The following is a 16,349-nucleotide window of genomic DNA, read 5'->3' as shown; positions in this document are numbered from 1 at the left end:
TTTAAAATAATCAAAAGACCTTGCACTTTATGCACAAGGTCCTTCTTTCATTAAAGTCTCATCGTCATTTTTAAATCTTTCCCTACCATACTATAATCCATATCTACCGGCCGGATGGCTTCTTTTAATGTTTTCGTACCTTCTCCTTCAAAGAAAGTAGGTGCATCTTTCCCCCCAATTAATAATGGTGCCATATAAATAATGACTTCGTTCACAAGGGACGCTTCTAAAAAGGATGCGCTCACACTGCCTCCCGCCTCTACAAGCACCGACATCACAGAGCGCCTTTTCAGCATACGTAACACCGCATGAAGATCTGTCCGATTTTCTCCGCTTGTGACAAACACTTGATGTCCTTTTTGCACCAGTTGATGGTATTTTTTTTGATCATACGTGTTTGAGGTACAAATGATGGTTTCTGCCATATGATCATTTAAACATTTCGCATGAAGCGGAATCCTTAAGGTGGAATCTAAAATGACACGAATGGGCTGTGTCACGAATGAATCTTTTACAATAAGACCTGCATCATCTTGAATAATGGTTTCGACGCCTGTTATGACAGCATCTGCTTCTTGACGTAATTGCTGCACTTCATTCCTCGCTTCTGTCCCTGTAATCCATTTGCTTTCTTGATGAGCTGTTGCAATTTTCCCATCTAATGAAATGGCTGTTTTTAATATGACATACGGAAGGTCTGATTGTATCGAATGAAAAAAAGGAAGATTTAAGCTGTCCGCTTCCCGCTTACATATCCCTTCTTCTACTTCTATCCCTGCTTGTTTCAACATCGTGATCCCTTTACCTGCTACAAGTGGATTTGGGTCCCCAGTGGCAATGACCACACGTTTCACCCCGCTCTTTATAATGGCTTCTGAGCAAGGACCTGTTTTTCCATGATGCGAACAAGGTTCGAGCGTCACATACATATGAGCCCCCTTCGCCTTATCTCCTGCCATTTGCAGCGCATGAATTTCAGCATGCGGCTCGCCAGCCTTCATGTGAGCACCAATTCCAACGATCTCTCCTTTTTTGACTACCACTGCCCCGACAAGCGGATTTGGCGAGGTTTGTCCTTTCATGGCCTTTGCGTTGGCAATCGCTAGCTTCATATAAAAAACATCGTCTTTCATGTAAGTCTCCTTTCCTCTCTTTCAAGGGAAAGAACTCCTTCAGGGAATGAAGGAGTTCTATTCTCATGTGCTATATTTTTTCCATCCGTTTCTTTTCAGATCGATCATAGTAAGGCAAGGAATAAAAAAGTTTATAAGATGCTCGTTGTTTACAAAAACAGCATTTGCGACATTCATATTTATTAATGAGGAGCACATGCGGACAATTGAGTACAGACAGACCTTTTTTCATATGTTCCTTGCAAACACTTATCATGAGAATCCCCCGCTTACATTCTTTTTCTTAATGAGAGATTACTTCTTTCGGAAATTGTTCAAATAAGCGTAATACTTCGGTATGCGTCCCATCTTCTCGAACGTGATAAATCCCGCCGTCATATGAGCTTGCATATACATCATTGCCTAATTGTCTGATGGCACTAATCCCATTTTGGGCAATTCTAATTGGGCCGGTGTTGACATCCAGCTCTGGATTCCACACAACGATATAGCCCCAATAATCACCGCTTACAATATAGCCTGAGTCTGTGACTGTGACCGATTTAATCGAATACTGGTGTTCGTTATGTTGGTCTAAAATTCTTCCTGTATGCAAATCAAACAATCTCACATTCTTGTCGCGGCTAACAATGGCGATACGGTCTCGTTTACTATCAATAAAGACATCATTTAACAGCTCTGTCGCACCAATGTATTCCGCTTTTAAGGACAAACTCTTTTTATCTAAAAGACAGATGGTTCCTTCAACTGCTGCTGTGATGATAAGATCTCCTTCTACCTTTAATGCTTTAACTGCACAATCGTGTGCTTTGGAACGGCCGATTTCTTTTAAGTGTTCTGTCGAAATGACATGGACATAACCGCCGTAAGTTCCAATATAAAATTGACGATCCTCCTCGTGAAAATACACGCTGTTGACCGGACCTGTGTTAAGATCAAACGAAACCATTTGCTGTAATGACTCATGAACAATATGCACTTGACTTGCATGGTCTCCCCACGCATAATAGCTTCCATCCCGTGCAACAGCTACTCCATTTGTTAAAACGCCCGTCGATTTGGCAATTTCAATCCCATTTTTTCTGAATTTTCCATCATCAGATGCGGTAATAATATCACCCGCATCAGTCAGCGCAATATCATTGATAGATGGTGTCGCCATTTCGATCTCATCTGATATGACTTTGCCCTTTTCGATCGACCATTCACAATATGTTTTTCCAAAGCTGGCTCCTAGTATTGACTTCTCATCCTCTGTCCAGACAAGTGAGCGCTCCCACTGATATTTATGAGGCAGCAGTGTATCGACTAAATCACCTGTTTCATAATTCCACAGCTTAATTAAATGGTCGTAGCCTGCTGTCAGCAAGTAATTGCCGCTTGGAGAAAAATTCACGCGCTTGACGCCCTGTAAATGGGCTTTGATGATTTTCTTCTCCTGTAAAGTAGCTGCATCGTAAATAATAACGGTGCCATCATCTCTGCCAAGTGCGAAAACTTCTTTTTGATTGCTGCCGCTGATCGTATCGAGCTCATAATCAAACGGGCCGATTTCCCCTACAATTTCTCCGGTTTCATACAGCCATACAAGGACATATCCATCATCACCTGTTGTATAAGCTTTATCACCATGTATCCATACAGCTAATACATCTTTGCTATGGCCATGGAATTCTCTTAAAATAGCGCCCGTTTCGATATCCCAGACTAAGCATCTTCTATCTCTGGACACAGATACAAGTAAAGTATCCTGCTTCGCAAAAGCGACGGCTTCTACATCATCTGCATGACCAAACAACGTGCGGATTCGGGTATTTGTGCCTGTATCATACAATTGAATCGTATAGTCTGACGATGCACTCGCTAAATACTTTCCGTTTTCAGAAAGAGATATGGAGTTAATGATATGCTCGTGACTGCCAATAAACGTTCCTTCTCCCGTCGCCCGGTTCCACTGATAAATACAACGGTCATAGCCGCCAGTGTAAACAATTTGGTCGTGCTGAGTTGATAAAACAGATGTAATTGGTCCTCTATGCATAGTTTTACACTCCCACCTTTATATGTTGTTTTTGACGAGTCACTAAACGAAAACCAGTAAATCGAAAAACGGGATCTGGGTGCTTCCCGTGTCTTCTTGCGACTCTGCATAAATCTCCACCTCTTGCGAAAGAGCCGCCTTTTAAAATATAGTAATCATTTCCGAGTGTTTCCGTTAAATCATCGACGACCTCGATGCCGCCTTCATAAACGTGATATTTGGTGTTGACCCATTCCTCGACGTTGCCCCCCATATCATAAAGACCAAATAAGGATCGGCCCTTTTCGTAATGACGGACAGGCGTCGTTTTTTCAATATTTGATTCGTGCGTATTGCAGTAAGAAGGATCAAACTCATCTCCCCACGGGTATTGATTTCTCGTGTTTCCCCGGGCAGCATACTCCCATTCTTCTTCAGTAGGAATCGAAACATCAATCCCAAGTTTCCCGCTCAGCCACTGACAGAACGAGAAGGCATCCTCAATGTCCATGCCCCAAGCTGGATGATCTTTTCCCCCGCCAAGCTCTTCGTTCGTTAAACTCTCCGGGTATGTCTGGCCTGTTTCATCACAATAGCTTTGATACAGTTCATTGCTGACGACCGTATCTGAGATAAAAAATTCGTTGATATACGGCTGATAGGATGGAAATTCTTTGTACAGCCACTTTTGAAATTTTTTCTCACGGCCGTAGGTTGGATTGAGCAGCTTGTCCTTCCAGAATTCTGCTGCCTTTTTCATATCTTCTTCATTACTTCCAATCGTTGCATAGCCGCTTGGGATTTGAATCCAATTGATATCAGGTTTCACGCTTTTCTCCCGCCTTCTTTCAATATACTCGTCTATTGATTAATTAATTTCTTCTCATCGACCATATGTCCTGAGGCTGCTTTTGCCTTTAAATAGGCTTCATTGTAGAGAGAGGCTTCGACTGTATGATCAAACCGCAAAACAGGAAGACCATAAGCTGCAATAGAATCGACTTTATCTGGATTGTTCGTTAGTAAATGCAATGGTTTCCCTTTGTTTAAATAGTGCAAAACAGCTGCTGCTTCCTCGTAATGCCGATCATCATCCCCGCAGCCGATCAGGCGGTTGGCTTCAAAAGTATCCAGCTGCATCTCCTGTAATTTATACGTCAACGCTTTTGCCATCAGCCCAATAGACCGACCTTCTTGATTGGCCATATACACAAGCATGCCTTTTCCGTAATCGGTGATTTTCTTCAGCGATAATGCAAGCTGTGGACCACAATCACATTTCAGTGACCCAAACACATCCCCTGTTTGGCAGACACTATGGATTCGCACAAGCGGCGGCCGTTCATTTTCAAAGTCGCCAAATAAGAGACAAGAGGAAAAGGTTTGCTGCGCGGTACTCATTTGGACAATAGATTCGATCGTTGGTTTTGTATCCCGTTCAACAGGCGCGAAGGCATACCACTTAAATGGCACTTCTTCATGTTGAATGGAAATTGGCAGATTCACAGGCCCCACGAGCAAATAGTGTTTATCTTGAAAGGTAAAATGATGAATCATTGATTGTAATTCATCTACAAACTTGTTCATTAGTCTCCCCCCTATTCATCACTGCACCCAAATCGACTCCCATAGCGCAGTGATGGAGTGATGAATATGTGTACGCACCCCTCAGCTTGTGTGCTCCCGCAGAAGGAAATGGATGTGCGATGTCTCTCATCGTTTTAGACCTTGTCCTTTTCCAGTACAAAGGAGCAGAAATTTTGGTTCATATGCTTTATTTTCTGTCAGAGCAGCAAACGCTCTTGATTGGCAGACGCTCTTTCTTCCCATGAACTCCTCTGCTAGCTTTGAATCACTCACCTTTGTACTAGATTTTGACGGCAATGACATGATGCTGGCTTATTCCAGCCTTCGCTTGTAACGGTGATATGGATACAAGCTCAAGGCCTGATGTACAAATTTTTTCGCCAAGCTGAGAATCTGAAAATGAAAAATGGAAACGGCCATCTTCTCCGATTAATCCTGTTTTCCACTGTTCTCCCCAGACAACAAGTGAAAAGACACCGCCTTCATGAAGTAAAGAAGAGACCTGTTTTAAATAACGTTCATGATCATCAGGATGTTGATGATGAAAGCAGCCATGATCTAAAATTAAATCAAACTGCATCCCTCGTCCCTGATCCATGGACCATGACATAAAATCTTGATGAACAAAATGGACAGGAACTGTTTCTCTTTTCTGTAACCCTTCCCACTCCTCATGCTCATACAGGTCGATACCGACATATGCGGAAAGCCCGCTTAAATGTTCTAGTGCACGGCCGTTGCCGCACCCGATATCCAGCACAGAAGCAAGTGCATTCTTTTCCCTTGAACGCCATGCCTTTAATGACATCACTGCTGCGTCTGTTAAGGATGGATCAGTAGACCACATATCTGTTCTTTGCTCATAATGCTCTTGGAATGCCATGCGCATCTTTTCTAAATACAATCCACTGTCTTCATGGTACAAAGCCTTTTTCATCATGAAACCTCCTTCAATTCACAATCTTCTTTTCGGGCAAAGGTGGTTTTCAAGCCAAAAACCTTATGTTAAAATGAAAGATGGATTTTTTAGGAAAATCTGTTTTTCTGAAAAAGGAGAGAAGCACCCCACATGTTCACTCTTCTTTTTCAGCATTCATCCTCATATGCAGCCGTTCGAAGACCGCATCGCCTCAGCTTGTTCTCTCTTTTTTTCATATGAGTTCACCTCCTTTACCGTTCGATCAACTCACATTTCTTATTGAAACCGCTTTCTCTTTTTTATAAGGACTTAACGTCTTTTGGACAATCTCTTACACTGTGCTTTTAGTAGAAAGATCAATCTACTGTTTAGAATGGCGATCATTTTTTCTTCAAGTAAACGACGATTTGTTCAGTTCTAGTAGACATTTTTGTATCTAAGAGGCGCTTACGCTTTGGTTCTTGCCACCCCCTTTCACTAGATTATGCTTCGAATAAACCCGCCGGAAATTTAACAACTAATTCCATAATGACTGGATTAAGCCAAATATATTGTTTTTAGTTTATTTTGTCAACAAATTATTTCCTAAACATTAAAATGAATTTTCTAATTGAAAATACAGGTATTTTTCGTGGTTTTTTGACCTTAAAACACTTATTTCTACACAAAAATACAACTTAAACCAATAGAACTAAGAAATTTATCTACTAAATTACACAAGTTTTTTATTTAATTTTAAATCAAAATAGAAAGATACAATAATTATTTCCCGAATGATTTTTTGTGATATTTCGACTATTTTTTCTGATTCTTCATGATTTTCATTGGTATAACGGCATTTTCAATTAGAAAGTTTACTATTTATTCCATACTTATGTATTTACTTATTATCGTAAAAAAGATATATGTCTCTCTTTTAGACATAGAAGCATGAAAAAAAGCCCCTTACAAAAGTAAGAGGCTTTTTCGGTTGGCGATTACGCCCAGTTTTTCACTTTTTCATGATCTGTGACAAAGAGAAGGACTTTCCCTTCGTCTAAATGTTCTTCAAATGTCTCAGCTTCTTCTTTTGAGAAACCAATTTCATGAATTTTATTGCGAAGCTCATCGCCCTTTTTACTAAAGATGTTCCCAACCGCATGTTTGAGTCCAACTTCTCTTGAGCCAATCGTATTGGCATCTGCATTATTTGCAATACGCTCTGTTCGATCATCGTCATGGGACAGAACATAAATGTCCTCTCTTGCAACACCGAGTGCCTTTAATTGCTCTACATCTTTTTGAAGTGTTTCATCATTTGAATACTCTCTTACAACAGGTTTCATTTTATATTCCTCCTTTAACGTCTTACGAATCTTTTACCCGTCACTTTTGACATTAAACCTTCCACGAGCACATCCAATTTGCTTGATCGACGTACCATGTCTATCGACTTATTTTTGACAAAAAGCCTGTAAAAATGACTAAATTTTCTGAATTATTATGTTCAATCCTGTTGATTTGTTGTACAATTCTTATACTGGAGGCTAGAAATGAGGGAGAGCTGATGTATTACTTTTCAGCGGAGCAGCAGTTTAATGCTTGGGTTGTCAGTGATTTGGTGAAACAGCTTTTTCAAAAGTGGAATCCTGAAGAAGCAAATACAAAGCCGCTTACATTGTTTGCCGAACAGCACTTTCACATCTCCATTGATTATCTCTTTTCCATCATTATTAACATTGGAGATATCGAGTCAATTGAACAAGATCCACAAGACCTGTTGTCCTCATACTTGAATATCCTTTTCCCTTTTGTGACGCGCGATATGATGAAAGCCTCCATGCAAAATGCAAACGAATATTTGTTAAAAGAACGTGATGCGGATGTGTATCAGCTGTTTGGCTGTCTCCCGCCGCTCCTCTCTGTATCTTTTCAGAAAAAGTAGTCCCTTCGATAAGATGGCGGCTGCTTTTTTATGTGGGTTTTGAAAAGTCCGTATGTTTTGAACGAAAAGAAGCATCATGTTAATGTAAATCTAGGCTGTAAGTGAAAGGGAGGATTTGACATGAGTCAACAAAAGCAAATTCAATTAGCCAAACGTCCAAAAGGATTACCTACAAAAGATGTTTTTCATTTTGAAACAGTAGATATACCTGTGCCGCAAGATGGAGAGGTCTTGATTCAAACGAAATATGTTTCTGTAGATCCTTATATGAGAGGGCGAATGCAGGATACAAAATCCTATACACCTCCGTTCAAGCTAAATGAAGTGATTCAGGGCGGTGTTGTCGGAGAAGTCGTTGAGTCGAAATCGCCTCAATTTGAAAAAGGTGATTTTGTCCTTGGATTCCTTGGATGGCAAGAATATTCCACTGCCAAAGCTGAATCTCTGACTAAAATTGATCCGTCCATTGCGCCATTGTCCTATTATTTAGGGATTTTGGGCATGCCAGGGCAAACCGCTTACTTCGGCCTGCTTACGATTGGCCAGCCAAAAAAAGGCGAGACGGTTGTCATTTCTGGAGCCGCAGGCGCCGTTGGTTCCGTTGTGGGTCAAATCGCTAAGATCAAAGGCGCACACGTCGTTGGAATTGCCGGATCTGACGATAAACTCGCTTATTTAAAAGAATTGGGCTTTGATGAAACGATTAATTATAAAACAACAAATGATTTAGATGATGCCATTGCAAAAGCCTGTCCTAACGGCGTTGATGTGTACTTTGACAATGTAGGCGGCGAGATTTCAGATGCGGTGATGAATCATTTGAACCGGTTTGCACGCATTCCAGTATGCGGCGCCATTTCTTCTTATAACATTAGCGCAAGCGAGGACATCGGACCGCGTGTGCAAACAAAACTCATCAAAACAAGCGCATTGATGCAAGGCTTCATCGTTGCCAACTATTCCGATCGTTTTGGAGAGGCAGCGAAGGATCTCGCACAATGGGTAAAAGAAGACAAACTCACATATAAAGAAACAATCATTGAAGGCTTTGACAACATTCCTGACGCATTCCTTGGACTATTCAAAGGAGAAAATGTCGGAAAACAGCTTGTCAAAATTTCATAACAAAAAAGGACCCTGCCAATAATGGAGGGTCCTTTTCTTATGCCTGCTTGGGTGCAAGGTGCAGCTGGCCTTGCTTATACACAATTTCTTCAAGCGAAAGATTCAGCTTTTTCGCCATTTTTTTCAGCATTGATTGCTCTTGAGGTGTGACAAGACTGATGACTGCGCCTTCTTTTCCTGCGCGTCCGGTTCTGCCTGAACGGTGGATGTAGCCCTCTTCATTTGGCATATCTGCATGAATCACATATGGGAGATCATCAATATCGATTCCTCTTGCTGCAATATCTGTTGCAAGGAGGAGCGGGAATTCACGCTGTTCAAATGATTTTAAGATCACAGCACGCTCAGCTTTTTTTGCTTCACTATGAAGGACACCAAGGTCGACATGATGGTACGCTAATTTCTCTGCATAAATGCTTAAGTTCGTAATGTCACGCACAAAAACGAGCGCCTGCATGTCCTCAAGCCGTGAGAGCTTTTGCAGCAGTTTCACTTTGTCACGCTGATCACATAACAGATAATAGTGACCCACTTTCTGCGCTTCTTCCTCGCTTCTAGCAATTTTCAATACTTCTGGTTCAGATGTCATTTCTTTGATCAGCTGAACGGTTTCTTCTTTCAACGTTGCAGAAAAGCAAAGGATTTGTCTTTCTTTTAATGTGGACTTAATGATCCCTTGGATCGTTTTCATATGCTCTGGCACAAGAAGCTGATCTGCTTCGTCCAATACAATCGTTTTGACTTCATGCATTTTCAGTTTCTTGATTTTGATTAATTCTTGTACTCGGCCCGGTGTCGCCACAACGATGTTCGGATGTTTCTTTAGTTTTTCTTGCTGCTTCTTGATGTTCGCTCCACCAATCAAGGAGACCGCTTTGATGTCTGATCCTTGTTTGAACTCTTGCACGACATCAAAGATTTGCATCACAAGCTCTCTTGAAGGTGCCAAGATTAAGACTTGAGGATGCTTGATATTGACATCAATTTTATTTAAAAGCGGCAGTACATACGCAAGTGTCTTCCCAGTCCCAGTTGGCGATTCTGCGATCACATCACGCTTCTCCGTAATCCACTCTGCTGTTTTTTCTTGTATAGCTGTTGGTTTTTCGAAGCCAGCCGCTTGAAAATTTTCCTGAATAAATGGCTTTGCTTCTTTCAAAAATGCCCAATTTTCCGTCATGTCGATCTCCTTTATCCTCATTCAATCTATCCTTTAGTATCTCAAAATCAGCTTTGAAACGCAATTTTTCTTTTGATGCTTTTATCGAGCCGGACAGTTCGATATAATCATGAGAGGCACTAGCCGTTTTGAATCTATTTGAGGTGTAAAAAATGATATTATCTGTTAAAGATTTAAGTCATGGCTTTGGCGACAGAGCCATTTTCCACGAAGTGTCCTTCCGTTTATTAAAAGGCGAGCATGTCGGCTTAATCGGCGCCAACGGTGAAGGAAAGTCAACGTTTATGAATATTATTACTGGCAAGCTGGAGCCAGATGCAGGAAAAGTCGAATGGGCGAAAAATGTCCGTGTCGGCTACCTTGATCAGCATACCGTGCTAGAAAAGGGAAGAACGATCCGTGAGGTCCTTCAGGATGCATTCCATTATTTATTTTCAATGGAAGCCGCGATGAATGATATTTATGGCAAAATGGGTGAAGCCGATCCTGATGAGCTGGAAAAGCTGTTAGAGGAAGTTGGCGTCATTCAGGACGCACTGACAAACAATGATTTCTATATCATTGATTCTAAGGTCGAGGAGATTGCAAGAGGTCTTGGGTTAACGGATCTTGGATTAGACCGTGATGTGACGGAGCTCAGCGGCGGTCAGCGTACGAAGGTGCTGCTAGCGAAATTGCTGTTAGAGAAGCCTGAAATTCTCCTTCTCGATGAGCCGACCAACTATTTGGATGAGCAGCATATTGAATGGCTGAAGCGTTATTTACAGGAATATGAAAATGCGTTTATCCTCATTTCACATGATATTCCGTTTTTAAACAGTGTCATCAACTTGATTTATCATGTTGAAAATCAAGAGCTCACGCGCTATGTTGGTGATTATGATCAATTTAAACAAGTGTACGAAGTTAAGAAGCAGCAGCTTGAAGCAGCCTATAAAAGACAGCAGCAGGAAGTGGCTGAACTAAAGGATTTTGTCGCAAGAAACAAAGCACGTGTCAGCACAAGAAATATGGCAATGTCCCGTCAAAAGAAACTGGATAAGATGGATATGATTGAACTGGCGGCAGAAAAGCCAAAACCAGAATTCCACTTTAAACAGGCACGTACGTCTGGGAAACTGATTTTTGAAACAAAAGATTTGGTCATCGGTTATGATGAACCGCTCTCCCGCCCATTGAATTTGAAAATGGAACGCGGGCAAAAAATTGCGCTGTACGGTGCTAACGGTATCGGAAAAACGACGCTGCTCCGAAGTCTTCTTGGGGAAATCACACCTATTTCTGGTGAGGTGGAACGTGGAGAATTCTTGCATATTGGCTACTTTGAGCAAGAAGTAAAAGAGCAAAACAGCAATACTTGTATTAAAGAAGTATGGAGCACCTTCCCTTCTTACACGCAATACGAAGTCAGAGCCGCTCTTGCAAAATGCGGATTAACGACAAAACATATTGAAAGCCGTGTGTCTGTATTAAGCGGAGGAGAAAAAGCAAAGGTCCGTCTTTGCAAGCTGATCAACGAAGAAACCAACTTACTTGTTCTCGATGAGCCGACAAACCACTTAGATGTCGATGCAAAAGAAGAACTAAAACGCGCCTTAAAAGAATATAAAGGCAGCGTCTTATTGATTTCTCACGAACCTGAATTTTATCAAGATGTGGCAACCGAAACTTGGAATTGCGAATCTTGGACGACAAAAGTATTATAACGACAAAAAAGCCTTATATCTTTTGCAGATATAAGGCTTTTTTCTAATTAATGTCCTGCTTGGATATTCACCAAATGCTTACGTCCAAGGAGCAGAATAATCATGCCTAGAAGAACAACAGCAGCCCCGACATAATAAGGTGTACTTGCTGTATAGGATTCAGCGAGAACTCCAGCAATCCAGGGAGCGATCGCGCCCCCAATAAACCGTACAGCACTGTAAGAGGATGAAGCAATTGAACGTTCAACCGGTGCTGACCCCATCACAGCTGTTGTGAGCACTGTATTGATCATACCGAGAATTCCCCCAGCAATGACAATTCCGCATATCACGACCACAACATGAGACGTCCATATCCCAATGCCGAATAAAATTACAGCAAACGAAGCAAACAGAACCACAAGTGAGGTCAATGTCCCAAGTTTGCGATGAATGACCGGCGCTGAGAAGACAGAGGTCACAGCTAAAAATAGCCCCCAACCAAAAAAGACATAACCAAGTCCATGCTCATCAAGATGGAGCACAAATGGTGAATACGCTAAAAGCACAAAGAAACCGAAATTGTATAAGAAAGCGGCAGATGCCATCGTTAAAAGTCCTTTATATTTTAACGCCCCGACAGCCTCGAAAAATTTCACTTTTTTCTGCGGCTTTTGCATAGGTGGAAGCATAAAGATAATCGCTAAAAGTGCAATGAGCATTAACACGGCAACGCCAAAGAAAGGCCCGCGCCAAGAAATTGTTCCAAGCTCACCGCCAAGCAGCGGTCCAACCGATATCCCAAGACCTAATGCTGCCTCGTATAAAATAATGGCCTTCGCACTTCCTCCAACAGATACACCGACAATGACAGAGAGTGCAGTTGAAATAAATAAAGCATTCCCAATGCCCCATCCGCCTCTAAAGCCAATCAATTCATTAATCGTTGAAGAAGTACCTCCTAAAGCAGAAAAAACAATAATAAAAATGAGTCCTACTAATAATGTCCATTTCGCACCAATCCGGCTAGAAATAAAGCCGGTGAAAAACATCACAAAGCCGGTCACAAGTAAGTAGCTTGTAAATAAAAGAGACACCTGGCTTGGAGATGCGTGTAATTGCGATGCAATGGCTGGCAGGATCGGGTCGACGAGTCCTATTCCCATAAACGAAATCACACACGCAAAGGCAACAGCCCAAACGGCTTTTGGCTGCCTAAGCAGACTTGTACGCTGTTTCAACACTTCTTCTTCCTTCATTCCATCAGAACCTTTCCTTCAAATGTTGACAAAATAAAATAAACACGCAGAGGTGTTTATTTTTGTAATTGCTCAATTGCATGAGCCGCTCTTTCTTTCATCGCTTCAAGATCCTTTTTAAAGGATTGAATAGTTTCAAGCTTTTTTGAAATTAATTGATGCTGCACAGTCAGCTGCGCCTCAATATCTAACAGCTTCTCTAATCGTTCCTTCGGATCAAGCGACAGCAAGTAGCCTTCTTTATTCAGCTCTAGCTGCTTTCCGATTTCCATAAACGATTGAAGCTCCTGTAAAGAAAAGCCGAGTACCTCTTTTGCCTGCATGACTTTCTCTAGCTCTTCCATGTCGTCCTCTGAATAAAGTCTGACTCCGCCCTCTGTCCGCTTTGGTGCTGATAATAAACCAATCTCTTCATAGAAACGAATCGTCCGTTTTGTCAGTCCGCTTCTTTTCGCCACTTGATCAATTTTCATCCATTCCATCACCAGTGCCTCCTGCTCATCAATTCATGTTTTATTATACACCTTTATAACCTTAACGTAAACGTTAAAGTTTTAACCCTTGATTTCCTTCCTGTTTTATCGCAAAATAAATAGTAATTATTACGATTTAAAGGAGGTACTATATGCGCTCATTTCTATCTAAAGAAGAACGGCACCAGCTATTCGGATCTGTACCGCCAAGTCTTGGCACAAAGCCTTGGCAAAAAGAGAACATGACGGACATTCAAAAAACAGAGCAGGACTTTTATTTTCATCTTGAACAAGTCGGGATCTGCCGCATGTCCTATCCGGTGCATATCGTATCTAAAACAGCACCACAGCGCCAGACAACTACAGCTGAATTTTCACTAAGTACATCCCTGCCAGCTCATCAAAAAGGCATTCATATGAGCCGGCTCACTGAACAGCTGCACTCGTTTTATGAGAGCAGCAAGCCGCTTGATGTGAATAGCCTAAAAGAATTGACAGCAGCGCTCGCCCGGGAAATGAATCAGCCCTCTGCTTCCGTTCAAGTTGCCTTTCCATGGTACATGGAAAAACAGAGTCCAGTCACCGGTCAGTCAGGCTTGATGCATGCGACTATCAAATATGACGTCCATTTTCATGAAAAGGACGGATGGACCTGTCACGTCGGCTGTGATGCACAGGTCACGACATTGTGTCCCTGTTCCAAGGAAATCAGTGAATATGGTGCACATAATCAGCGCGGATCTGTTTCCATTCAAGTAGGGTTGTTTGAACAAGCATCGCATCCTGACGACATCAAGGCCGCTCTTTTACATATCATTGAGTCCAATGCGAGCGCACCGCTTTATCCCATGCTCAAAAGACCTGATGAAAAGAAAGTGACGGAAGAGGCTTATGAAAATCCGCGCTTTGTAGAAGATATCACAAGATTAATTGCCATCGAATTATATGAGCAGCCATGGATTAAAAGCTTTCAAATCGAGTGCCGTAATGAGGAATCCATCCACCAGCATGATGCGTATGCCAAATGCTCTTATGAAAAAAACCTGTAGATCGCTCTACAGGTTTTTATTTCCACATCTTTATTCATTCATTTCCTCAATCATAAGAGATAGTTCTGTCCAGCGGTCCATTGCTTGTTCTAATTCTTCCGCAACGGCTTTTTGTTCGTCCATCAACTCTTGAATTTTTCCAAAATCACTGCCTGCCTCTGCAATGCTGGCTTCGAGCTGCTGATGTTTTTCCTCTAATGCTTGTATCCGGTCTTCAATCCCGTCCCATTCAAGCTGGTCTTTATAAGAAAGTTTTTTTCTCTTTTTCGGCGCAGCTTCTACTTGTTTTTCAGCAGGCTTTGTCTCTGTCCGCTTCTGCTCTTTTTCCTGTTCCATATAATCGCTGTAAGCACCTTGGAAGTGTGAAATGCGGCCATTTCCTTCAAAGACAAGCAGACGGTGAACCACTCGGTCTAAGAAATAACGATCATGAGACACAGTGATGACGACGCCAGGGAACTGTTCTAAATAATCCTCTAAAATACTGAGGGTTTCTGTATCAAGGTCGTTCGTCGGCTCATCTAAAAAGAGAACATTCGGTTCTTCCATTAAGACCTTCAATAAATACAATCTGCGGCGTTCTCCCCCTGACAGCTTACGGATAAACGTCCGCTGCATCGATCTTGGGAAAAGGAAGCGCTCCAGCATCTGCTCTGCTGTGACAATGGCGCCCTCAGACGTCTTGACGATCTCCGCTGTTTCCTTGATATACTCAATGATGGTCAGCTCATCATTCATTTCCTTGTGATCCTGCGTGTAATAGCCAATACGAACAGTTTGTCCAATGGTCAATTGTCCTGAGGTCGGTTCGATTTTACCCGCTAAACAGTTCAGCAGAGTGGTTTTGCCGACTCCATTCGGTCCGATGAATCCGATACGATCACCCGGCACGACTAAATCTGTAAACCGCTCCACAAGGGTCTGGCCAGCAAATGAAATCGATAAGTCTTCTGCCTCGATCACTTGTTTTCCCAAGCGGTGCGAGCCGATGGCAAAATCAAGCTCTCCCTTCGCATCAGGTCCTTTTTGATCTTTCAGCTCTTCGACTCTGCCGATACGTGCTTTCTGCTTTGTCGTTCTTGCTTTTGCCCCTCGTCTCAGCCATGCAAGCTCTCGTCTAAGCAAGTTTTGACGCTTCGTTTCTTTCACCTGAGCTTCTGCTTCCCGCTCCGCTCTTTTTTCTAAAAAGACTTCATAATTTCCTTTATACGTATAAAGCTGACCTTGATTTAACTCATAAATCCGATTGGCCACCCGGTTTAAGAAATAACGATCGTGCGTCACGAGAATGACAGCACCGCTATATTGGCTTAAGTATCCTTCAAGCCATTCAATGGTGGCATTATCAAGATGGTTGGTTGGCTCATCTAAAATCAGCAAACCTGCAGGCTGAATTAAATTTTTAGCAATGGCGACACGTTTTTTCTGTCCGCCTGATAATGCATGGACAGAGCGGCTCACATCTTTCACGCCAAGTTTTGTCAAAATCGTTTTGGCTGAAAGGTTCGCATCCCAAGCATCTTCCTGATCCATTCGGTTTTGCATGCGCATCAGCGCCTCTTGTTTTGCCTCATTTTGCGGGTCATGCTCTAAATCAGCGAGTGCCTGTTCATACGCCTTCATCGTTTGAATCATTGGTGCCGTTCCAGAAAAAATGTAGTCAAGAATGGTTTCATTTCCGCTCATTTCAGGATCTTGCTCAAGAAATTCGATATCAAGTGTCCCTGCTTTCGTAATGTCACCTTCCTCAAACGATTCAAGTCCCGCGATGACTTTTAGAAGCGTTGACTTCCCTGTACCATTTGGTCCAATCAATCCGATGCGCTCCTTCGGTTCTATATGAAACGAAATATGATCAAACAGCGTTTTCTCGCCATAGGTTTTATATAATCCTTCAACATTCAATAAACTCATTTTATCAGCCCTTACATAGATTCTTCCTTTATTTTAAATCAGCCAGTAGCAGAAAACTAGTTTTAAAAAACCCGCTGCTGA

The 16,349-nt window shown here is 42.1% G+C and carries 15 protein-coding genes; 5 read left to right on the top strand and 10 right to left on the bottom strand.

Features of this window, described 5'->3' with window-relative positions:
- Positions 1-50: 50 nt before the first annotated feature.
- From ribD to NSS76_RS03830, 4 genes are all read right to left on the bottom strand, one after another.
- A complete protein-coding gene (gene ribD, locus NSS76_RS03845) occupies positions 51-1,133 on the bottom strand; it encodes a bifunctional diaminohydroxyphosphoribosylaminopyrimidine deaminase/5-amino-6-(5-phosphoribosylamino)uracil reductase RibD (protein ID WP_341080852.1) in 1,083 nt (360 codons plus the stop codon).
- A 283-nt stretch (positions 1,134-1,416) separates the two neighbouring features.
- The gene (locus NSS76_RS03840; protein ID WP_024424598.1) at positions 1,417-3,174 is read right to left on the bottom strand and encodes a WD40 repeat domain-containing protein; all 1,758 of its coding nucleotides are present in this window, start codon (positions 3,172-3,174) and stop codon (positions 1,417-1,419) included.
- 4 nt (positions 3,175-3,178) lie between these two features.
- Positions 3,179-3,982, bottom strand: coding sequence for a formylglycine-generating enzyme family protein (locus NSS76_RS03835; protein WP_044335455.1), 804 nt, complete (start codon positions 3,980-3,982; stop codon positions 3,179-3,181).
- A 32-nt stretch (positions 3,983-4,014) separates the two neighbouring features.
- Entirely contained in the window at positions 4,015-4,740 is a 726-nt protein-coding gene (locus NSS76_RS03830) for a GTP cyclohydrolase II (RefSeq protein ID WP_024424596.1), read from the bottom strand.
- Between the two features lie 119 nt (positions 4,741-4,859).
- Between NSS76_RS03830 and NSS76_RS03825 the strand changes: the two genes are divergently transcribed.
- The gene (locus NSS76_RS03825; protein WP_254968622.1) at positions 4,860-4,985 is read left to right on the top strand and encodes a hypothetical protein; all 126 of its coding nucleotides are present in this window, start codon (positions 4,860-4,862) and stop codon (positions 4,983-4,985) included.
- Between the two features lie 35 nt (positions 4,986-5,020).
- Here the strand turns inward: NSS76_RS03825 and NSS76_RS03820 are convergent, their stop codons facing one another.
- On the bottom strand, positions 5,021-5,677 hold the full coding sequence (locus NSS76_RS03820; protein ID WP_024424594.1) for a class I SAM-dependent methyltransferase: 657 nt from the start codon (positions 5,675-5,677) through the stop codon (positions 5,021-5,023).
- 959 nt (positions 5,678-6,636) lie between these two features.
- Complete coding sequence (locus tag NSS76_RS03815; RefSeq protein ID WP_034282732.1) at positions 6,637-6,984, bottom strand: general stress protein; 348 nt, start codon at positions 6,982-6,984, stop codon at positions 6,637-6,639.
- A gap of 221 nt (positions 6,985-7,205) precedes the next feature.
- On the opposite strand from NSS76_RS03815, the gene NSS76_RS03810 reads away from it, so the two are divergent.
- Together NSS76_RS03810 and NSS76_RS03805 are read left to right on the top strand one after the other, a co-directional pair.
- Positions 7,206-7,583, top strand: coding sequence for a YfmB family protein (locus tag NSS76_RS03810; protein WP_024424591.1), 378 nt, complete (start codon positions 7,206-7,208; stop codon positions 7,581-7,583).
- Between the two features lie 120 nt (positions 7,584-7,703).
- Positions 7,704-8,708 (top strand): NADP-dependent oxidoreductase, encoded by a 1,005-nt coding sequence (locus tag NSS76_RS03805; protein WP_122631755.1) that lies wholly within the window; start codon positions 7,704-7,706, stop codon positions 8,706-8,708.
- 37 nt (positions 8,709-8,745) lie between these two features.
- On the opposite strand, the gene NSS76_RS03800 is transcribed toward NSS76_RS03805, so the two are convergent.
- Complete coding sequence (locus NSS76_RS03800; RefSeq protein ID WP_024426644.1) at positions 8,746-9,888, bottom strand: DEAD/DEAH box helicase; 1,143 nt, start codon at positions 9,886-9,888, stop codon at positions 8,746-8,748.
- 152 nt (positions 9,889-10,040) lie between these two features.
- Between NSS76_RS03800 and NSS76_RS03795 the strand changes: the two genes are divergently transcribed.
- Positions 10,041-11,594, top strand: coding sequence for an ABC-F family ATP-binding cassette domain-containing protein (locus tag NSS76_RS03795; RefSeq protein ID WP_341080846.1), 1,554 nt, complete (start codon positions 10,041-10,043; stop codon positions 11,592-11,594).
- A 47-nt stretch (positions 11,595-11,641) separates the two neighbouring features.
- On the opposite strand, the gene NSS76_RS03790 is transcribed toward NSS76_RS03795, so the two are convergent.
- Both NSS76_RS03790 and NSS76_RS03785 read right to left on the bottom strand, forming a co-directional pair.
- The gene (locus NSS76_RS03790) at positions 11,642-12,832 is read right to left on the bottom strand and encodes an MFS transporter (protein ID WP_122631754.1); all 1,191 of its coding nucleotides are present in this window, start codon (positions 12,830-12,832) and stop codon (positions 11,642-11,644) included.
- Positions 12,833-12,888: 56 nt separating this feature from the next.
- Positions 12,889-13,314: a MerR family transcriptional regulator gene (locus NSS76_RS03785; RefSeq protein ID WP_024424586.1), complete on the bottom strand. Its 426-nt coding sequence runs from the start codon at positions 13,312-13,314 to the stop codon at positions 12,889-12,891.
- Between the two features lie 143 nt (positions 13,315-13,457).
- On the opposite strand from NSS76_RS03785, the gene folE2 reads away from it, so the two are divergent.
- Entirely contained in the window at positions 13,458-14,354 is an 897-nt protein-coding gene (gene folE2, locus NSS76_RS03780; protein ID WP_341080845.1) for a GTP cyclohydrolase FolE2, read from the top strand.
- Positions 14,355-14,384: 30 nt separating this feature from the next.
- Here the strand turns inward: folE2 and NSS76_RS03775 are convergent, their stop codons facing one another.
- Complete coding sequence (locus NSS76_RS03775; RefSeq protein WP_341080843.1) at positions 14,385-16,268, bottom strand: ABC-F family ATP-binding cassette domain-containing protein; 1,884 nt, start codon at positions 16,266-16,268, stop codon at positions 14,385-14,387.
- Positions 16,269-16,349 lie beyond the last annotated feature (81 nt).

The sequence above is a fragment of the Bacillus sp. FSL R5-0654 genome, from assembly GCF_038008745.1.
GTDB classification, from domain to species: Bacteria; Bacillota; Bacilli; order Bacillales; family Bacillaceae; genus Bacillus; species Bacillus safensis.
The sequence above is the reverse complement of the archived record's forward strand: the minus strand, read 5'-3'. Positions and strand labels throughout refer to the sequence as shown.